The 21,876-nt window shown below is 37.2% G+C and carries 17 protein-coding genes; all 17 read right to left on the bottom strand.

Annotated features, from left to right (window positions below):
- Positions 1 to 483: 483 nt before the first annotated feature.
- The 17 genes from NC799_RS11540 to NC799_RS11460 all read right to left on the bottom strand — a co-directional run bounded on the left by NC799_RS11540 (position 484) and on the right by NC799_RS11460 (position 21,688).
- Entirely contained in the window at positions 484 to 1,767 is a 1,284-nt protein-coding gene (locus NC799_RS11540; RefSeq protein ID WP_272446597.1) for an IS110 family RNA-guided transposase, read from the bottom strand.
- Between the two features lie 96 nt (positions 1,768 to 1,863).
- Positions 1,864 to 2,883, bottom strand: a complete 1,020-nt coding sequence (locus NC799_RS11535) for a Gfo/Idh/MocA family protein (protein ID WP_272446596.1) — start codon at positions 2,881 to 2,883, stop codon at positions 1,864 to 1,866.
- Positions 2,884 to 2,928: 45 nt separating this feature from the next.
- On the bottom strand, positions 2,929 to 3,909 hold the full coding sequence (locus NC799_RS11530; protein WP_272446595.1) for an ROK family protein: 981 nt from the start codon (positions 3,907 to 3,909) through the stop codon (positions 2,929 to 2,931).
- A gap of 34 nt (positions 3,910 to 3,943) precedes the next feature.
- Positions 3,944 to 4,756 carry a carbohydrate ABC transporter permease gene (locus tag NC799_RS11525; protein ID WP_272446594.1) on the bottom strand — a complete coding sequence of 271 codons (813 nt, stop codon included), beginning with the start codon at positions 4,754 to 4,756 and terminating at the stop codon, positions 3,944 to 3,946.
- A 16-nt stretch (positions 4,757 to 4,772) separates the two neighbouring features.
- On the bottom strand, positions 4,773 to 5,711 hold the full coding sequence (locus NC799_RS11520) for a carbohydrate ABC transporter permease (RefSeq protein ID WP_272446593.1): 939 nt from the start codon (positions 5,709 to 5,711) through the stop codon (positions 4,773 to 4,775).
- A gap of 84 nt (positions 5,712 to 5,795) precedes the next feature.
- Positions 5,796 to 7,055, bottom strand: coding sequence for an ABC transporter substrate-binding protein (locus NC799_RS11515; protein ID WP_272446592.1), 1,260 nt, complete (start codon positions 7,053 to 7,055; stop codon positions 5,796 to 5,798).
- Between the two features lie 111 nt (positions 7,056 to 7,166).
- Positions 7,167 to 8,381, bottom strand: coding sequence for an ROK family transcriptional regulator (locus NC799_RS11510; RefSeq protein WP_272446591.1), 1,215 nt, complete (start codon positions 8,379 to 8,381; stop codon positions 7,167 to 7,169).
- A gap of 337 nt (positions 8,382 to 8,718) precedes the next feature.
- Entirely contained in the window at positions 8,719 to 10,050 is a 1,332-nt protein-coding gene (gene melA, locus NC799_RS11505) for an alpha-glucosidase/alpha-galactosidase (protein ID WP_272446590.1), read from the bottom strand.
- Positions 10,051 to 10,137: 87 nt separating this feature from the next.
- A complete protein-coding gene (locus tag NC799_RS11500; RefSeq protein ID WP_272446589.1) occupies positions 10,138 to 10,968 on the bottom strand; it encodes a carbohydrate ABC transporter permease in 831 nt (276 codons plus the stop codon).
- A complete protein-coding gene (locus tag NC799_RS11495; protein WP_272446588.1) occupies positions 10,968 to 11,894 on the bottom strand; it encodes a carbohydrate ABC transporter permease in 927 nt (308 codons plus the stop codon). The genes NC799_RS11500 and NC799_RS11495 overlap by 1 nt, the downstream gene beginning before the upstream one ends.
- Before the next feature lie 74 nt (positions 11,895 to 11,968).
- Positions 11,969 to 13,282: an ABC transporter substrate-binding protein gene (locus tag NC799_RS11490; RefSeq protein WP_272446587.1), complete on the bottom strand. Its 1,314-nt coding sequence runs from the start codon at positions 13,280 to 13,282 to the stop codon at positions 11,969 to 11,971.
- 287 nt (positions 13,283 to 13,569) lie between these two features.
- Positions 13,570 to 14,604 (bottom strand): LacI family DNA-binding transcriptional regulator, encoded by a 1,035-nt coding sequence (locus NC799_RS11485; protein WP_272446586.1) that lies wholly within the window; start codon positions 14,602 to 14,604, stop codon positions 13,570 to 13,572.
- 656 nt (positions 14,605 to 15,260) lie between these two features.
- Positions 15,261 to 16,316 (bottom strand): rhamnose ABC transporter substrate-binding protein, encoded by a 1,056-nt coding sequence (gene rhaS / locus NC799_RS11480; RefSeq protein ID WP_272446585.1) that lies wholly within the window; start codon positions 16,314 to 16,316, stop codon positions 15,261 to 15,263.
- 99 nt (positions 16,317 to 16,415) lie between these two features.
- Positions 16,416 to 17,435 carry an ABC transporter permease gene (locus NC799_RS11475; RefSeq protein ID WP_272446584.1) on the bottom strand — a complete coding sequence of 340 codons (1,020 nt, stop codon included), beginning with the start codon at positions 17,433 to 17,435 and terminating at the stop codon, positions 16,416 to 16,418.
- A gap of 74 nt (positions 17,436 to 17,509) precedes the next feature.
- On the bottom strand, positions 17,510 to 18,511 hold the full coding sequence (locus NC799_RS11470; protein ID WP_272446583.1) for an ABC transporter permease: 1,002 nt from the start codon (positions 18,509 to 18,511) through the stop codon (positions 17,510 to 17,512).
- Positions 18,512 to 18,528: 17 nt separating this feature from the next.
- Positions 18,529 to 20,043: a sugar ABC transporter ATP-binding protein gene (locus tag NC799_RS11465; protein ID WP_272446582.1), complete on the bottom strand. Its 1,515-nt coding sequence runs from the start codon at positions 20,041 to 20,043 to the stop codon at positions 18,529 to 18,531.
- Positions 20,044 to 20,434: 391 nt separating this feature from the next.
- Entirely contained in the window at positions 20,435 to 21,688 is a 1,254-nt protein-coding gene (locus NC799_RS11460) for a helix-turn-helix domain-containing protein (protein ID WP_272446581.1), read from the bottom strand.
- Positions 21,689 to 21,876: the final 188 nt, after the last annotated feature.

The raw sequence follows: 21,876 nt of genomic DNA, 5'->3' as shown, positions 1-21,876 counted from the left end.
TAAACACTCAATAGTACATCCACCTAGATTAATGGATAGATATCCTAATTATTGAAATTTCTACCATCAATAGGACCATCCTAACGACCGAACTGGAATAGTTTGGTAATAAAATAGTATGACCGTGCTTATAAATCTCCACACAACTCACGGTCGCTAACCCTCCCATGTCTCTCCGGATTGGTATCCATACCTTCCTTCGTCCTGCGTATCCATGAGGTGGAGGCCGGATAAGCTCCTTTGCTGGGTCATAAGCCCGTATGGTGAAAAATATACTCCGACTCTGCACTATTGGTGTTTGTATTAAGTATCACTTGGTATTCGGGTATCTATACAACGTTTGTTGCTCGGCTTGATGTGGAGTGGCGGGCATGATAGCCTTGTTCGGCAGAGCCAAGTTTTTTAAAACCTGGCTTCTTGGCTAGAAAGTCATGCCCGCAGAGGCTCCATGTCAAGCATTTTGGCTTTTGACTAATTTTAAGTTCATGCAGCCTGTAATGTATTGTTTTGAGGTATTCCTCTTAATAATTTTGCACCATCAAACTCACACTGTTTCTGACCAATGACAAACAGAACACGTAGTAACTTACAACACAATGCAATGAGAGATTGTTGCTTTTTTAAAGGGCGATCAGGGCGTTTTGTATAATAGTGATGCAAGGCTTTGAACGTCGAATTATGGGCAACAAGGGGACGAATCGCTAAAAGTAAGGCTCGGCGTAATCGTCTACGACCTCGTTTCGTAATTTTTGTTTGCCCTTTAAATTTACCTGAACTATGTTCACGTAAAGATAGCCCTGCTAAGTTAACTAATTGTTGCGGGTGGGAGTACTTTGAAATATCCCCAACCTTCGCAAAGAATAATGCTACTGTAACCGCCCCTAATCCAGGGATTTTCATCATTTGTTTCGCACCTGGTAATGTTTCAACTAAGGATTCTAGCTCCATGTCTAACTCTGCTAATTGCTTTTTATACAGCTCATATTGTTCAATAAGATAGGCAAGCTCACGATTTGCAAACTTTAGGCCAATTTCAATTCCTACGCTCTTTTTAGCGCATTCTACAAGCTTTGTCGCTCGTTTAATACCTACACCACGTTTTACGAAAGGCTTCCACTTCTCTAAGACCATTTCTGGTGTCATTTCTTTGATTTGGTTCGGGAATGGAAACAATTTAAGCGTGCTAAGTGCAGCTTTTCCCTCCCAATCTCCAAATACATCGAAAAACTCAGGAAAGTAGCGCTGTATTACATTTTGAATGCGTCCTTCTGTAATCATTAATTGTTCGATGAGCTGATCTCTAACTTTTACACATTCTCTCAGCTCGGCATAAATGCCGTCTAAGAGATTTGGTACAGAGTATCGACCATCTTTAATTAACTGTGCAATCACTTTGGCATCTTTCGTATCGTTTTTCGTTGGAGAATTGTCATCAAGTTCTTTACTTTTCTTGACGTGCATTGGATTTACCACGACAAAATCATATCCTTTTGCCGTTAGGTAATAAGCAAGACTTAACCAATAATGACCTGTTGGTTCAACACCAAAAATAACGTGGTTCTTCTCGTTTTTCTCTTGGTGCTGCTTTGCCCATTTTAGTAATGATTCAAAGCCATCAATTCGATTTTCAAAGACCAGTCGTTTCCCTAAATCTAACCCACGATCATCTTGTGCTCGTGCTACATGTTTGTCTTTTGCAATATCAATGCCAATAATTAAAGTTGACGGTGTGATTTGCGAGATTTTTTTATTTTGAGTATAATTCATCTTGAGTCCTCCTTGGTTCTTAAGTTAAGGGTCCATTTTTGCTTTGAAGCTTTGGACACCTCGTATAATACCAAGGAGGCTTTTTTTGTTCAAACCTCAAATTTCTTTATTACAGGAATGCTCCTTATCTTTGCTATCATTTAAAATAACGGGCTTTCCCGTTTCGATTGATTTTAAGGCAGCCAAAGATATTTCCATAGCTTTATAGGCATCTTCTGCAGTAACAGTTGGATTTTCGTTAATCTGAATACATTTAATAAAATGTTTCAACTCCAAATAATAGGGATTTTCTTTCATTGGACTTTCAGGAACAGCTACACCTTCTGCTTGATTATTTAATTTTTTACTTACAATAACCGGTGATATTGACGCACTATCAAACTCTATAACCCCATTCTTTCCTGCTATTTCAAGTTTAGTAGAAAAGTTCTGATGCGCCCATGTTCCCTCAACATGCGCAATTACACCACTTTTAAATCTAAGTGTAACCAAGGCATATTCTAATTTGGAATAAACTCTTCCTTTACTACTTTTGGCATAGACTCGTTCCACTTCTCCAAAACACCATCTTAGGTAATCAAAGTCATGAATAATCATGTCCAAGATTAATCCTCCGCTACTATCAAAATCTGAATACCAATCATTTGAAGCACTAGGGAAAGCCCCTCCCCTCATCGTTCTGGCTACTGCAGGGGTACCAATTTTATTTGATGCAAGTAATTCCTTTACTCGAACATATTCCGGGAAAAACCTGACAACATGACCAACGAATAATTTCACCCCTTTGTCCTTACAAAATGCAATCATCTCTTTTGCATCAGATAAATTCCGAGCTAAAGGTTTTTCACAAACAACGTGCCTGCCATCACTAGCTACCTTCAATACAAATTGTTTATGAAGCGGTGTAGGTAAACAGACCGAAACAACATCAATGTTCTCTTTAACAGCTGCTTCATAAGATTCAAATGCCTTTGTATTTAGCCTCTCTGCTAAATTGTTTGCTTTTTCCAGATCCACATCTACAACTCCAACTAAATTCACCTCTGGCATTTTTGCATAAGCTTCTGAGTGAACGGACCCCATTGTTCCCGCTCCTATAACAAGTACATTAGCCAAATTTAACTCTCCTTTTCTATTATCAAATTTTCATAGGTAAATAACTTACGTTGTTAATGAAGTTTTTTCCCTTTCACCTGCAAAAAACAGACCTGAAGCCCCCATAATTCCGGCACTTTTTCCAAGTTTAGTTTTCTCAATAATTACATCTTCAGTCATTTGCTTAATGCCGTGTTCCTTTATATATTTCTTGACTGATGGAAGGATATAATCAGACATGTTCATGACTCCCCCGCCGAACACAACAACTTCAGTATTAAATAGATGAATTAAATTAACTACACCTATTCCTAGATAGTTACCAATTTCGTTTAGAAGTTTAATAGAAAATAAATCCCCTTCTTTTGCTGCAAAAGCAATATGATTATTTGCAACTTCCTTTTCACTATGAAGTAATTCTGATAGGATGCTCACTTCTCCACTCTGAAGTCGATCATTTGCTAACTTTTTAATTGCTGTGCCTGAAGCGTATTTCTCTAAACACCCAATATTTCCACATTCACAAGGTTTGCCGTTATGGATTATAGTTGTATGGCCAAATTCTCCCGCACTGTCTTTGGCACCTTTTAATAGATTACCGTCGATGATAATTCCAGCGCCCACACCAGTACTAACTGTTACATATACTAAATTATTCTTGCCTCTCCCCACTCCCCAAACCCATTCAGCGATTGCTGCTGCATTAGCGTCATTACATAGTTTAACGGGAAGCAAAAACTCTTTTAATAAAATATCTCCAATCGGAAAATTCTCTATGTTTAAATTGTTTGCATATAGAATCTCCTTTTTTGATGAATCAATAACTCCAGCAGATGCTACACCTATTCCTAATAGTCTGTTAACGTCTACCTTTGACTTAACAAGAAGTTGATTAATTGTTTTTATAATGACTTTTGATACATCTTGATTAGTATCTGTTTTACTTTCAAACTCACTAATTATCTTTCCCTTTTCAGAAATAATCGCTGCCAATACTTTTGTTCCTCCAAGGTCTAAACCAATGGCTAAATCTTTTGTTTTGCTCATGAACTATCCTCCTATATTACTGGTTCGTCGATGATTACCTTCTAACTCCTTGGAGTGCTATACCAGTGATTAAATGCTTTTGTAAGAAGATAAACATAATTAACATTGGAATTGTTGACATCACTGCTCCAGCCATTAGTAATGGATAGTCAGTTGCATATTGCCCTTGGAAGGCAGCTATCCCTACAGATAGTACTCTCATATCAGCAGAATTAGTCATAACTAGTGGCCACAGAAAATCATTCCATGAAGCCAGAATGGTGAAAATCCCTAATGCCATTAACGCTGGAGTTGAATTCGGTAGTATAATCTTCCAGTAAATTCCAAATAAAGAACACCCATCCATTGTTGCTGCTTCATCTAATTCTTTTGGTATTCCCATAAAAAACTGCCTTAATAAAAACACCCCAAATGCACTAAACATGCCCGGTACTATTAAAGCATAGAAGGTATCAATCCAACCTAGTTGTGTTAGGATGGCGTAATTTGGAATTAAAATAACTTGTGGTGGCACCATTAATACGGATAGAATGGCTATAAATATGATGTTTTTTCCTGGAAACCTTAACCGAGCAAATGCAAAGGCAGCTAATGAACATAAAAAAAGTTGGGCTAGAGTTCTACTTAATGTAACTATAATAGTGTTCAGATAGTACTTCAGAAAATTCACACTTTCAAAAACACTAGAATAATTGCTCATCTTCCACTCTTGCGGAAGAATGGTCGGCGGAACTTGCATAGCTTCTCCGTAAGACTTTAAGGAAGTTGAAACCATCCACAAAAAGGGGATAATCATTATAAACGCCCCAAAAATTAATAGAATGTGATTATTAACTTTAATTTTCATAAATGCAGCTCCCCTTTTATCCGTCATAATGAACCCATTTTTTTTGGAAGGCGAATTGAATGATAGTTACGAAAAGAATCGTTAAAAACAATAGAAATGCTTGCGCTGATGCTATTCCCATTTGTGAGTATTTAAAGCCAGATTCGTAGACACCATACACAATAGTTCTAAGCGGTTCTAGCAACACATTGCTATCTCCTATCATGATGAAAATTAGATCGAACACTTGTAAGGAACTTATCATCCCTGTTATAAATACAAAAAATAATGTAGGTGTAATTAGAGGCAAAGTAATATGGAAAAATTGATTTACTTTTGTCGCACCATCTATTTGGGCCGCTTCATAATAAGTCTTTGAAATTCCTTGCAAACCAGCCAGAAGTAAGATTACATTATTACCAACTGTCATCCATACGTAAACAAGAATAACAGACAGTAAAGCTATATTTGGGTTAAATAACCATGATGGTTGAGGAAGACCAAATAACCCCAAAACATAGTTAACTAATCCATATTCTGTATTATATAGCCACTTCCATACCATCCCTACAGCCACAGGCATTGTGACAACAGGTAAAAAATATAAAGTACGATATACCACCATACCTTTTATTCGTTGATTTAGCATTAACGATATACACATCGCTATGATTACTGATAAAGGTACAGAGACGATTGTAAATACTGTTGTATTAACAATCGAACGAATAAAAGAGCTATCCTGAATTAACGCTATGATATTACCCAATCCGATATACTCTGCTGCACTAATGCCGTTCCATTTTGTAAATGACAAGGCAAAGGAAGCAACTGCGGGAAACATGTAGAAAATACAAAGTCCGATAACTGTCGGCGCAATAAATAAGTAAGCCCAAATCGCCTCCTGATGAGCGCGTTTTTTTCTTTTACTGATTAAACCTGTTTTTTGTCTTCTTTGGGCAAGTGGTGTCTCCATGTTTTCCTCTCCTTTCCGTTTAAAGTTATCCTCTCTTCGTTATAAATATAGGACTAGCTTATGAAGAGAGGATTTTACCTTATTTTAGTCTTCTTGTTCTTCCTTTAAAATTTCATCCATCTTAGTACCAACTTTTTCTAATGCCTCATCGATAGTCTGCTGTCCTAAAAATGCACTTTGGATTTCTTTTGTTTCAACATCTTGCCATTCAGCAGTTCTTTTTGAAACCGGATATGCAACACCGTTATCTTGGGCGTCTATAAAAATTTGCAGGTCCAAACCTGGTAGAGATTTTAGCCAAACATCACTAATGGACTTAATAGCAGGTATGGAAAAACCAGATTCAGCTATTACCCGATTTCCATCCTCATTTGCTAAACTTTTAATTAGTTCCCATGCTAATTCATCATCTTCTGTTGCCTCATTCATTGCCCAACCAATACCATGTACAATGGTCGCTTCTTCTTTACCAGCCGGAAGAGGGGCAACACCTAAAGCGTCACCGAGTTCGTCTTGAAATTCAGCAGCATTTACGTTAATGGACGGTAACATTGCAAGTTTGTTTGACATAAATAATTGTCTTGGTTCTGTTTCTATTTGTGATTGTGTCGACGGAGAGATACCTTTATCAATAAGGTCTTTTAAAAAGGTGAATGCTTCTTTTGCCTCTGGAGTATTAAAGCCTGAAGATCTCTTGTCATCACTTATTACGTATCCACCAGCTTGGTGAATTAAATTGTAGTACCCTTGCTGATTGGCTACTGTATGCGCCGCATAGCCGTAGGTACCATTGTCAGGGTCAGTTAGTTTTGCTCCAACTGTTTCAATATCTTCCCATGTCCACGATTCATCTGGGTAATCAACACCAGCAGCATCAAAAAGATCTTTATTATAAAAGAGACCAACAGCATCTACAAAGTACGGTGCAGCATATAATTCCCCTTCCAATGAATAAAGGTCAACAACTGCTGGAAAGTATTTTTCTTTTTCAAAATTACTATCATTGGATATAAATGGTTCTAAATTCTTAATTAACCCTTGTGTTGAATACTGGTAAAAGTTAGGTCCATTCATCCAAAATACATCCGGGCCACTACCACCACCTAGACTAGTTTTTAATTTTGTCCAGTAATCACTCCATGGTGTATAAGTGACATTAACTTTTACATTTGGATGAGTTTCTTTAAAAGTCTCAATAGAAGCATCAACAGCTTCACTTGCATTTTCATCCCAAAGAGCAACATCGAGAGTCTTTTTTTCTCCGCCACCCGAACTAGAGTTACTACAAGCAGTTAAAAGCCCAACGATCAAAATTAAAACGGCTACTCCAAGAATCTTTTTCATAATTCCCCTCCAATAGTTTTACTTTTTAGTGAAATCGAATACCAACAAAACTAAATAATTATTATAAACCTTTGATTATCCACCTCCTTTAATTAGTAGATTAAGTAATTACTAGGTTATTTGAAATTGGAATTTCCCGTGGAGTAAAACAGCAGCTGCACCTAATAATTCAAACTCAGTTCCCAATGATGTACTTTGAATGTTTACGTCTTGTTTAAGTATTGGTATAACACTCCCACTAACAGTTTTTCTAATTTTATCCAAAAAATGTAAATTATCTTGTACAATATCTCCACTAAGAATAACAACTTCGGGATTAAACAAATGCATAGTATTTGTAATAGCAACTGATAAATGATTAGTAACATCCTCCAATATTTCTATCGCTAGACCATCTTTTTTGTTAACCGCTTCAACAAATACCTTAGGCTTTATTTTGCTTAAATCATTCCCTACAATATCCTTAATTAGAGTTGTTCTCCCTTTCGTCATAATTGCAGACACGATCTTTGAATATATGGATGGCCAATTGACGTAATTCTCAAGGCATCCTTGATTTCCACATTCACATCTAATCCCACCTTGAACAATGCTCGTGTGTCCGAGTTCACCTGAACTCCCCTTAAAACCTCTAAAAATGGCTCGATTTACCATAATTCCTGAACCAACACCCTCACCAATTGTTATATATAATAAATCCCTGTACTGACTGAACTGTCCAAAATAATTCTCTGCCAGCACAAAGGCATTTACATCATTATCAACAAAAGCAGGTAAATTTGTATTCTCCTCCACCAACTCTTTAAGAGGAATATTATATAAATTTAATTTTGAGTTATAGGAAATAATTCCTTTATCTGAATCAACAATTCCAGGGGTTATGATGGATATTCCTTGACATCTTTCTAAATCAATCTTAGTGTCAATAAACTGATTAATTACCATCAATACAAATTGAACTATTTCCTCCCCTTGAGCTTGATTGGTAGGATAAACTTCTTTTCTATTTATCTTTCCTTCTAAATCCATGTCCCCAATCTTTATGTATGAATTTGAGATTGATACTACTACGATGGAATACGCACTTGGGTTAAAGCGTAGAAGAACAGGTTTTCTCCCCCCACTTGAACTCCCAACTCCGTCTTCATAAACTAATTGTTCGTTTATCAAATCATTCACAGCAGAAGTCACTGTTGTGGGACTTAAATCAATCTTTTTGGCAATCTCACTTCGAGATATCGGGCCTTTCTTACGGATAGTGTCTAATATAATAGATCTATTCAGTTCTTGAATTAACTTTAAATCTCCTGTCCTTTGTTTTTGCATTAACCGTTCCCCCATTTTTTGCTAACACGCTTTTTCCAACGACTTTAAAAAGTTTACGTTAAAAACCCCATAAATTTAACAATGTGAATTGGATAACCGCAAAATTGTATTATATTCATCTTTTTTATAGTAATCATTAGATTTTACACCAAACTTAATTTTTCTATTGGACTTAGTAAGTATATTAAACCAAAACCGATATTTTGTAAACGGTTTCTTTTTGCTTTTTCTTAATTTTCTAACTTTACTGCGAGCACATGCTTCAAATAAGCTTAATAAGGCAGTACCCATTCAACAAAAAACGCTACTGCCCCACTGGCAGTAGCGTTTTTATCGTTTATTTTCGGGACATTGACACCGACACTTCCTTGTCAAACTTCGGCAGCCAATCGCCATGCGCGTCAATCAAATCATCACAAAGTGCAACAATGTCGTCAACCGATAATTCAGAAGCAGTATGTGGATCTAACATTGCTGCATGGTAAATATGTTCTCTTTTTCGAGTCATTGCGGCTTCTATTGTAAGCAATTGTGTATTGATATTGGTTCGATCTAGAGCCGCCAATTGTTCTGGTAATTCCCCCACATATGTAGGAGTTACACCACTTGCGTCAACAAGACACGGCACTTCCACACATGCTTTCTCAGGCAAGTTACTAATTAGGCCACCTGTATTTAGAACGTTACCACCAATCTTAAATGGAACGTCTGTCTCCATTGCCTCAATAATATATGAACCATATTCATGCGTCCGTTCATGCGTAAGATTTTTATCGTTTACTAGGTCCTCACGCATTTGTTGCCAGCGTTCTATTTGATTCACACACCTACGCGGGTATTCATCTAACGGAATATTGAAACGACTAATTAATTCAGGATACGTACTCTTAATAAAATATGGATGGTATTCTGCGTTATGTTCAGACGATTCAGTTACGTAATAACCAAACCGCTCCATTAATTCAAACCGAACCATGTCATCATGTTTTGTTTTTTGTTTTTCTCTTGCCCTTCTTTTTATCTCAGGATACAAATCTTCACCATTACGAGTTATCTCTAATAACCATGCTAAGTGGTTAATGCCTGCTATTTTCCATTGAACATTGTTAGTAGGCATATCCAATGACTCTAGCAAATGATTTGCACAAACTTGAACACTGTGACATAAACCAACAGTTTTAATTCCTGTATATCGATTCATGGCACCAGTTAATGCAGCCATTGGATTGGTATAATTCATAAACAGTGCATCAGGACAAACTTCTTCCATATCTTTAGCAAAGTCCATCATCACAGGTATGGTTCGTAAGCTTCTGAACAACCCACCGATTCCAATTGTATCGGCAATTGTTTGGCGTAAGCCATATTTTTTTGGAATTTCAAAATCGATAATTGTACTTGGATCATATCCTCCAACCTGAATTGCATTGATAACATATTTTGCTCCTCTTAGCGCTTCTTTACGATTAGTATAAGATACTACCTTTACGGTAGATTCAAGGCTTTCTTTTAAATTTTGCAACATCATTTCTGAATCTTTTAATCTCTCAAGATCTATATCAAAAAGGGCAAACTCAAAACCTTGCAATGCAGGTACCGTCATGCAGTCCCCTAATACGTTTTTGGCAAACACAGTACTACCTGCTCCTAAAAATGTAATTTTATCCATAAAATTATTCCTCCCAAATCTTTTAATTATCGTCATGTAGCCAAATTATTTTTCTTCATGATTTTCCTGACTAAAAATTCGATTAGACTATCCCTTCACTGAGCCAGAAGCCAAACCTCTGATAAAGTATTTCTGCAAAAATAAGAATAGAATAACCATCGGCATCATTGCCATAATTGCTGCAGCTGCAACAAAATTTAAATTATTCGTATTCTCTCCAAAGAAAGTAGATAAGGCAACAGTAAAGGTCTGTACCTCTTTATCCTGTAGAAAGAAAATCGCGAATTGGAAGTCATTCCAAATAAATACACAAGAAATAATTAGTATAGAAGCTGTTACAGGCTTTAATAAAGGAAAAACAATTCTAAAGAATATCCCTAATGTACTAGCCCCATCTATTTTTGCTGCTTCTTCCAATTCCTTTGGTATTGTTGACTTTATAAAGCCTGAATACAGAAATATGGTTAGTGGCATAAAACTTGCTACATTATTTAAGACAGCAACCGTTCGAGTATTCATCATTCCTATATCAACCACTAGTTGGTATAAAGGAACTAAAGCAGTTAACGGAGGTATGACCATTATTGCTATAAACAGTGTGAATATGAATTTATTTAGTTTTGTTTGTCGTCTAGCAAGCGGATATGCCGCTGTTGAACCTATAATGATTAAAAGTAATGCTGCAAAGAAGGTAATAATGGCCGAATTGAACAAAGAAGTTCCCAAGTTAGCCTCTACCCAAGCATCACTAAAGTTCTGAAAGTTTAAATTACTAGGGAAAACCCATTTTGAACTAAAATCACCTTTTGGTTTAAGTGAAGTAGTAATCAATATATAAAACGGGATTAAGTGAAACAACATAATAAATACAGCTAAACCAGTTAGCACTCTTTTACTACTTTTTTTCATATAATTCATTAAGCTTCAACCTCCTGGCGTTTAAAGTAAATTAACGCGGCCAAGCTTAAAATTAAGATAATTACTGCCATCAAAACCCCTTGCGTAGCAGCATAACCAGCGTCCTGCCTTAAGAAATACAAATCGTACATAAAGGTGGACATTGACTGAGAAGCATTTCCTGGCCCTCCACCAGTAAGGGATATAATTACATCAAATAATTTTAACCCGCCAATAATATTGATTACCATGTTTATTGTTATCGAAGGCATCAACAAAGGAAGTGTTATATTTTTAAATTGTTGAAAAGGTGTTGCACCATCAATTTGTGCTGCTTCATAAAAGTCTCTTCCAATACTTTGTAACCCAGCTAAAAAAATGATCATCGCAATACCTACAAACTGATAAGTGTTTACAAATACGATAATCCAAATATTTAAATCTGGATTTCCTAATGCGTTAATTTTTTCTAATCCGAAAAGGACAAGAACATCATTTAAGGCACCACCATTGAAGGCAAAAAAGAAATACCATATATACCCCATAATTAATGGACTTATAATTACTGGCAGATAGACAATTGTACGTGTTAATGCTTTAAAACGGATACTTTGATTCAATAAAAGCGCGTACAACAATCCAATAATGTTTTGAAAAACCGTACTTCCTATACCATAAATCAAAGTATTTTTTACCACTAGCCAAGTATCCGGATCTGTTAGCATTCGTGTATATTGCTTAAAACCAACGTAATCATAACTTTGAGAAAAGCCATTCCAATTTGTAAAAGATATTTTCAACCCATTCAGAAACGGATAAATGATGAAAAAACTAACAGCAAGTAGAGCGGGTAAATACATCCACCACAAGGAAGAATTTTTACTAATCTTTGACTTACGTTCTTTTTTTGAAACGGTAAGGTTCTTGCTCGTTTCTAACCCATTCATATTTCCAACTCCTATTTAGTACAAGAAGGGAATACAGTTCCCTTCTTGTTATCTAAGATTTACTGAAAGATGAATTAATTTGATTCCCGCAAACGTGTATATTCTTCCCCCATTTTTTTCGACACTTGCTCTGGTGTCATGCTTCCACTTAATAGCTCTTGTCCAGTTCCACCCATAACATCCCACATTCCACTTGGTAGGAATACACGGTCAAAATAAGGTTCAACCTTAACATCAGAGTATTGGCTATAGTAAGGACCATAATAGACATCAGCTTCTGCATTTGTTAAACCAGCTGGTAAAGAAGTACCTTCAGCAACTTCTTTAACTATTTCCGGCTGTGCCAAGAACTCAATAAATTTTCTCGACTCTTCCGGATATTTCGTATCCTTCCATACAGCCATTGTATGACGTTCTCCACCGATCCAGGTCTGTTCTCCGCCTTCACGGATAGCCGGCATTGGCATTACCCCTAACTCAGCTTCTGGGTTAAGTTCCTTTACACCACCAATTGGTGTGGTTGCCATAACGAAAGCTATTTTATCTTGAGCAAACAACTGATTTTGCTCATAACTTTGTGCCGTTAATAAATCCACGTTAAGTAAACCATTTTCTTGCATTTCTAATAGCTTCTCAGGTAAAAATGTATAATTAGACCAGTCAAATGATCCATCCAACAGTTCTTCACTATAGTCGTTATCTGGGTCGGTAATTAAAAGTGGTGTTGCGAACTGATCAAAGAATTGTCCTAATGCTGATTTATTTGAACCGGCAAACCAAAATGGTACTATCTCTCCATTACTCTCCTCTTTTATTGTTTCTAACGCAGTCATAAATTCATCAAAAGTCTTAGGTGGCTCAATGCCATACTTGTCTAATACGTTTTTATTATATGTTAACCCATCTTTTGCTTGATTTAGTGGATAAGCATACACTTTTCCTTCTTCATCTGTGAAAATTTGTTTTAAAGAAGGATCAAGGTATTGTACCCAATCCATGTCACTTAGATCAGCAACATATTCTCCGTACCGGAGTTTGGACCATCCGTGTGTATCAAATAAATCCGGCATATCATTCGCAGCCATTTTAACCCTTAATTGACTCTCGTATTCAGACGCCGGGTAAGTTTGATCTATATCTATATCTGGATTTTCTTTTTCAAATTTAGCAATCACATTATCCAAAGTTTCTTTGTCTGATTCATTTGTTACTGTTGAATACAAAGAAAGGGTAACCTGTTCTTCTGACTGTGCCGATTCACCTGATTTATCTGAATCCCCTGATCCACTTGAATCACCAGAGTCACTTGATGCACCTTCACTCGAGCAACCAACCGCAAACAACGCTACTATCGTAAAAAGAAAGAATGATCTAATCCATTTGTTCATTATTTTCCCCTCAATTCTTTTTTATTAAGTGTTATTCAGTAAATCAAAACAAAATAAGCTGACAACAAAAGTTTGGCATTCTTGCTAGAGAAAAAAGATTATTCTATAGTAGAAATACTACCTTTTCAAAGGAAAGGCATAGTACACATGAGTCCTGGATAAATGATTGCCGTCATTAATTAATCCAGGACTTTCAGCCATCATCGTTAAAGTAGCAACTTGTATACGTAGCTTTAACTGCTAATCACCCCCTTAAATCATATCGGTAAGCGCTATCATTTTACTGGCTAGTTATCTTGAAAAACATTCAATTTTGCTCCGCAACTGCTTCGGATGATAAATTCTGTTGGAAGTGTAATTTTTAAAGGAATCTCACGACCATTCATTCGATCTAATAACAACTTTACTCCTGTTCTCCCCATCTCTTCTGTGTGCACTCGGACAGTTGTTAAAGGACAACTTGCAAATTGGGCCATTTCAACATCATCGAAACTCACTAACGCAACCTCTTCTGGAACTCGAATATTCATTTCTTGAAGTGCCCTTAAAGCACCAACAGCCATCGGATCACTACCGACAAAAAAAGCTTCAGGGACTTCTTTCTTGTTGATTGCATCCTTCATTAAACGATATCCTTCTGACATAGTGAAGTCGCCTACAAAAACAAAGTCATCCCGGAATAACCCCCTTTGCTCCATAACACGCTTAAAGACAATTTTCCTCTCATCTTCAAATTCAATTTTCTTATTGCCCATATGCTCTGCAACAGTACCGCCTATATATCCAATTTTCTCATAACCTAATTTCAATAAATGCTCCAACGAAACAGTAGTTGCCTTATCAAAATCAATAACAACGGAATCATATTTTTGTTCGTCAGGCGAATAGTCAATGTAAACAACGTTTTTTATTTCCTGACAAAACCTATTTATTACCTTTGTACTTACTTTTCCAATTACAACTAACCCATCTAACTCAGGGTCTAGGCTAACATCCCCGAAATTATATAGCCTAAATAACTCAGTACTAGAAAGCCCTCTTTCTCTACATTCGTTTTCTACACCTTGTCTAATAGAAAGAAAATAAGGGTCACTTAACTCCTCCTCTAGTGATTGGCAAAGAAAAATACCAATCTTATAAACTTCTTTTTTCTCTACACTTTTTCTTGCACGTACTGATTTATAGTTTAATTCTCTTGCTACATTTAATATCTTCTTACGGGTCTCCTCAGTTACAGCCAGAGTTTTATCATTATTAAGAACCCTAGACACTGTTGATGCAGAAACATTTGATAATACAGCAATATCTTTGATGGTTGTCATCGCTCTCAATCCCTATTCAAATTCAAAATAATTTAGTAAATTATATTCTTTTTTACTAAATATTTACCCTTAACAAGATAATAACAAATTTTTAAAGCGCTTACAACATAAATTCAGAATTTTCCTCCTCCTTTTTTCGACAAAAAATCATTACCTTCGAATTACACATGCATAAAACAATTGTCAAGCTACTTAAAACAGGTTTAAAATTTAGTAAAAGTTATTTTGAATTTACTAAAATTCAAAGAAATTGTTAGTACAATTATCTTCCATCACATAATCAAGAATTTACTATCCTCTTGCCATTTTGCGAGAATAATAATGTTGCTTTCTGTACAGACCAGCACATCAGCCCTTCTGATTTGGGTTTTCGAGCCTCAATCCTTTCAACTTGCGTTTTGGCTTTCAGCCCATTACCTAACTGTCTACGTTTAAAGGCAACAGTTACCTGTTGTCCTACAAGGCTCGCTACGAGCGAATGGTTAGTTCTTACTCGACAGGAATCCCACCCGTTATAGGTTACGACCTATGCTCGGCCCACGATCTGACACCAAAACAGAAACAGCACAGTCAGCTTAAATAGCTAACTGTGCCTTCTTTTCTCGCGAACTTCCGGTTGTTCCTAAAAGACCCCTCCTCTGCTTCCTTTGTTCTCCTTAATAAACGTCTTTCCATTCATCGATATTATCTTTATTGAATTCGAATGGGTCGCCTAACAACACTTCTGTGCCATCTTCTGTCTTGACTACTTCATAAGAACCAAGGTCACCTGCTTCGAACGTATCACCTTCTGCACCAGTGATTTGTTCCTCTACTAGTGCATCTGCAGTGCGCCCTGCAAGGTATCCTAAATCAATTGGGTTCCAAAGATACATCCAAGGACTCACACCGTTTTCGATGTATTCTGCCATTTCACTTGGTAATCCTAGACCTGTAACCACTACTTCACCTTGCAAACCTTTATCTGTGATTACCTTAGATGCAGCGGCAATACCTACAGTTGTCGGTGCAATAATTGCTTTAAGATCTGGGTAAGACTGTAGTAATGCCTCTGTTTCCGATACACTCTTATCTCTTAAATCATCACCATAAGCAACTTCCACTAATTCCATCTTGTCATACTCTGGTTTTTCTAACTCTTTTTTCATCCATTCTATCCATAGGTTCTGGTTGGATGCTTGAGATGTTGCACTCAAAACAGCAATTTGTCCTTTGCCGCCAATCATTTCTGATGTAGCTTGAATTTGAATTCTTCCAATTGCTTCTGGATCTGCTTGATTGACGTGAACCATACGGCTATCTCCGTTTACAGCTGAATCAACAGAAATCACTTTAATTCCTTTGTTTATCGCCTTTTTTAACACAGGCTCTAAACCGTCATAATCGTTAGCTGCAATCGTGATACTAGCAACTTGTTGCGAGATAAGTTCTTCAATAATTTGGATTTGACCTTCAACTGTAGGTTGCTCTGGCGCTCTGAGAATCGCTTCTCCCTCTACTTCTTCGATTGCATTCTCAAAGCCCTCCATTAACTTTTCACCAAATGGATTACCAGTGCTTTTAAAGACAATAGCATGCCTTGTAACTGCTTCGCCTCCCCCATCAGAAGTATTCCCTTCACTACTCTCGCCACTACCTGTTTCTTGCCCACATGCTGCAAGAATAGTTAACACGAATACCATCAATAAACTAACTAACTTCCACCTTTTCATTTTAGAAATCCTCCCCTTCGCTTTTATAAAGAACAGCCTCAGAAAGCAGGTACTTATTTTTCCCGTCCCCGACTACCTTATTAGGCTATTACTTATCACTTATGAAACTTTTTTCGCCTGATTCTTCTTTGCTTTTCTCTGTGGTGCTTTTCTAGTCACTCTGAAGTTTGTTACTGTAACGGAAACAATCAACAATATTCCAATAACAATTAACAGCATTTGAGCTGGTATATTAATTAACCCTAAGCCAAATTGTAAATAACCGATAACAAAGACAGCTAAGACTGCACCTAACATCTTTCCTTTTCCCCCAACCGTGCTAATACCGCCTAATGCCACCATAGCAATCACATCTAATTCATACATATTAGCCACATTTGGTCTAGTACTACCCATTCTTGAAGTAAGAAATATCGCTGTAATCGCTGCCATTAATCCGGCTAACGTAAAGACCAATAACTTAATTTTATCTACTTTAACACCAGAAAATCGGCTTGCCTTTGGATTACTACCAACCGCATAAATTCTTCTGCCAATGGTTGTTTTTTGCAACAGTAAGACAAAACCAATCGCCAAGACGACGAACAAGCATAGAATAAAAGGTATGCCGCCAACGTATCCCCAGCCAAAATAGGAAAACCAGTCTGGAAAATCACCCGCCGATCGGTCCTCTAAAATCATGTAAGCAATCCCGCGGTAAAGAATCATCGTGGAGAGCGTCACAATAACAGCTGACAGTTCACGGTATTTAACAAGCAAATATCCGTTAAAAAATCCACACAATGCTCCTACTAATAAACAAGCAACAATTGCTATAACCATTGGGACACCCGCATTGTAAAGCGTTGCCATCACTATCGACGAAAGTGCTGCAGTCGAACCAACCGATATATCAATTTCTCGCATAATCATAATCATTACCATCGGAAAGACGATGAACGCTTTGTCCAAAAATGTCATGGTTGCGTCCGTGATACTTGTATAGTTTAAGAAATAAGGAGAGATGTTACTATTAATCGTAAAGATAATAACTAATAAAGCAATGAGCATCCATTCCCATTGAAGAAAAAACCTTTTCCATGTGAATTTTTGTATATTACTAACTATCCTAGTACTCATTTGTTAAATCACCCTCCTTAACAGGTTGTTTCGATATAACGGTCTAGTTTTGTTGCATCTGGTTCCCTCATTTGTTAAATCACCCTCCTTAACAGGTTGTTTCTCTCAACCGTTTTCTTTACGATTGTGTTAAATAAAACGGCGATTAAGATAATAGCTCCTTCAATTCCCATTTGCCAAAAAGGAGAAACATTAATTAATGGGAGACCATTATCAAGTACCCCTAACAGCACAGCACCTAATAATACTCCGGTTACTTTACCAACTCCACCGTTAATACTCACCCCGCCGAGTATACACGCTGCGATAACAGTTAGTTCGTACCCACTACCTGTATTTCCTTGGGCCGAAGCAAATTTAGATACCCACAAAACACCTGCTAAACCAGACAATCCACCCATCAATGTGTACACAAGCATGTATATCCTATCGCTATTTATTCCACTAATCTTGGCGGAATCAGGGTTACTACCTAGTGCATAAATTTGCCTTCCAGTAACGGTATTATTTACAAAGTAATTGAAAAAGATGAAGATAATAATCGCGATAAACACGAGCGTATTGATGCCAAGAATTGAGCTTGTGGCGATATGTTTAAAAGAATCTGACATTTGGTAAGCACTTACCCATTCGCGTCCACTTACCCAATAGGTCATTCCACGGAATGCATTCATTAGACCTAGCGATGCAATGATAGGTAAAATACCAACCTTTGAAACTAAAAGACCTAAAACTGCTCCACATACAACACCTACAACAATACCAATCAGGATTGCCAATAGCGGGTGTAAGTCAGGATAAGCTCTTACCGTTAAGGCTGCAATCATTCCAGAAAGCGCTAGTGTCGCACCAATCGATAAGTCTATCCCTCTTGTAATTAGCACTAACATCATCCCAAGCGCTAAAATACTTAGAATCGCTGTGTTTTTTATTAAGTCCGTCAAATTGCCAGGCGATAAAAAGGCTGGATTTAACAATTGAATAACAATCGATAGCAACACAATAAATCCGAGTAAGCCAAACTCTCTAAATTTACCTAATTTAGCTAGATTAATACTTTTCATCATTTCTGACATCCTCATCACCACCTATGTTAACCTGCTTTGGAATCGTTTATTTCTTTAGACATAGCTGCTTGTAAAATCACTTCTTGACTTGCATTAGATTTATCTAGGAACCTAGTAACCCTGCCCTCACACATTACTGCAATTCGATCACTTAACCCAATCACCTCAGGCATTTCAGACGAAATCATGATGATGCCGTAACCAGCCTCAGCTAAATCAACCATAATTTGATAAATTGCTGATTTAGCCCCAACATCAACTCCCTTAGTCGGTTCGTCAAAAATTAAAACTTTTAAATCAGTCGTTAGTAGCTTGGCTACAGCTACTTTCTGTTGATTTCCGCCTGATAATGAATTGGCCAGATTGAAGACACTGTTTGTCTTGACATCCACCTTTTCCGCTAAATCTTTTGCCATATCATTTTCCTTCTTTGTATTTAACCATCCCTTTTTTGATATGCTCTCGAGTGCGGATAACGAAATATTTCGCGAAATTTCCCATTGTAAAATTAAACTCTGATCCTGACGATCCTCTGGCAAATAGCCAATGCCAAGGTCCATCGCATCGTTAGGCGTTTTAATGATCTGCTTCTTTCCTTCAAAGTAAACCTCACCTTCGTCATACGGCTCAATACCGAATAACGCCTGACATAATTCAGTTCGTCCTGCACCAACGAGGCCAGTAATCCCTAATATTTCACCTTGCTTAAGAGAAAAGGATATATCTTTAAACCTACCAATTTGACCTAAGCCCTCAACACGAAGCAACTCATCTCCAAGTTCATTTTTCTTATCAGGAAACAACTGCTTAATTTCTCTACCAACCATTGCAACAATTAATTGGTCATGAGCAATCTTGTCAACGTCCCAACTACCGATATACTGAGAATCACGTAACACGGTGACCCGGTCCGCAAGACGGTACATATCCTCAAAACGGTGGGAGATAAAAATAATCGCAACCCCTTCATCTCTAAGGCGTTCGGTAATTTTATAAAGCTCTTCACTTTCCCGATGAGTTAATGCCGCTGTAGGTTCATCCATAATGATAATTTTCGCTTGTGAAGATAATGATTTCGCTATTTCAACAATTTGTTGTTGGGCAACACTTAAGGAACCCATCTCCGTTTTTGGATCCAAATCAGAACCAAGGCTTTCTAATAATGCCTTTGCTTCTTTATGCATCTCTTTCCACTTAATTCTACGTGTCCATTTTATGACTTTTTCATGCCCCATAAAGATATTTTCCGTTATGCTTAAATCAGGATAATTGGTGACATGTTGATAAATTGCAGCAATCCCTAGTTTTTTCGCTTCTTTAGGATTATTAAATTCCACCCGCTCCCCATTCAAATACATGTCGCCATTAGTAGGAGAATGAACACCTGTTATCACCTTAATGAATGTTGATTTACCTGCACCATTTTCACCCATTAATGCATGGATTTCTCCTGCTTTCAGGTTAAAATGAACGTTATCTAAAGCTTTCACCCCAGGAAATTCCTTCGTTATCCCTTCAAGTTCCAACACATATTTAGACATGATATCACCCCTCTTACACTTGTTTGTTACTAACTTTGCCGCAAACTACCTTTTGACTACGCTTACACATAAGGATAGTGGATATCGATGCAAACGTATAGGAGACAGATGTCAGAATTGGGTGACAACTCTCTGCTATTCCCCCGCATTTTTTCGGCTTGTCTAAACCACTCCAATTTGCGGATGAAATCTGTGCGATATGATACCTGAACATGACAAATACCAGGTGTCGAGCATAATTACCAAATTCCGTCGGTGAGCAATCGCATGGAGCAGCTTTAACAACCCAAAGCTAAACAAAACCAAAGAAGGCAGAAACGTTCACAGATGTGAACCGTTTCTGCCTCCCCTTTAATAAGGACTATTTTCAATTACCTCCCCAAGCAGGGGGCTAATTATGTTCAACGATATATTTTTCTTTATATTTCGATGGTGTCTCACCATAAAACCGTTTAAATAATTTGCTGAAATACTTAGAATCCGTGTAGCCAACCATTTCGGCAATATCATAAATTTTAAAGTCTCTAACCAATAAAAGCTCCCTTGCTTTTTCTAATCGAACTCTCGTTACATAATCAAGGACCGTTTCACCTGTTTGATTTTTAAAATACTCACAAAAATAGGTCGGATTCAAATAAACATTATCCGCGATTTTTTGAATCGTTATGTTTTCATTCAGATGATTTAAAACCCATTGCTTAGCTGCTTCAATCGGCTCGTAAGCGGTTGCCTGTTCACGATGTTTAAGAAGGGATAAAATTTTTTCCGTCCACTCCAATACACAAGTCTTTAATTCAGAAAAATTGGTCATTGTCCTGGTCAATCCTGCTATTTCACCAATAAAAGCAAATCCTTCATGCACTTGGGTATGGGTGACCATATAATGAATGACCTGAAAGCCAAAGGAATGCAAACTATACTCAATTTCCTTTGGTGAATCTAAGGATTCAATAATTTCTAAGAACCTGGTTACCTCATCCCTGGTCTTCCCTATACTCCTGTTTCCCAACGAAAAAATAATTTTCTTAATGTGATTATCAACTAGATTATTATGATCACCCTTTTGCCTCACCTCCCATTTCTTGACCGACTCAGCAGAAAAAACTTGATTACCCCCATAAATAATCCGAAATTTGATATACGTTAATAGTTCATCTTTATTACTTGTAAGCGTGGTAAGCTCTGTAAATTCACGACTGCGCGCGATTGAAACAGTAAAAGGCGTATAGGCTTCCACGTTTGCTCTTAATTTTTCCGCAAATGTAGTACAACTCGTGTCAACCATCTCTTTGCTACCATCTTCCGTATGAACAAGAATCCAAAAGGAGTAATCATCTTCCGACCATCTCCATGTTTTTTGCGGCAGATCACCCTCCATTTCGCTACATATATTTTCAAGTGAATATTTCCATAAAACATATTCTTCTGGTTCATTGCATTTTAAATTTCTAGATACATGATCTACCGTAGCATACAACAATCGATATTTCCCTTTTGGAAAATCCTTTGTCCATTCTAAAAGGGAAATATCCGTATTACGTTTTCTCATTAACTCACTTAATCGTTGAACTTGCTTAACATGGGTTAATTGTAAAACTTTATTTTCGACGTCTTGCTTTGTTTTTTGCGCTTGCCACTCTGTCATTATCTTTTGTTTTATCCCCTCTAATTGCACCTTGAATTCATCCCGATCAATGGGCTTAATCTGTCCGCAGTCTGATTCGTTGTCAGTTTAAATGCCGGTGGCAATGACGTGGCTCCCCATTTACAGTCACACACAATGCAACTGGCCATTCATTTAGACAATGAGTTGTCAGGATCCTAGAACCATTA

This window comes from Aquibacillus salsiterrae (assembly GCF_028416595.1).
GTDB lineage: Bacteria > Bacillota > Bacilli > Bacillales > Amphibacillaceae > Aquibacillus_A > Aquibacillus_A salsiterrae.
This window is presented reverse-complemented; position numbering and strand designations above follow the sequence as displayed.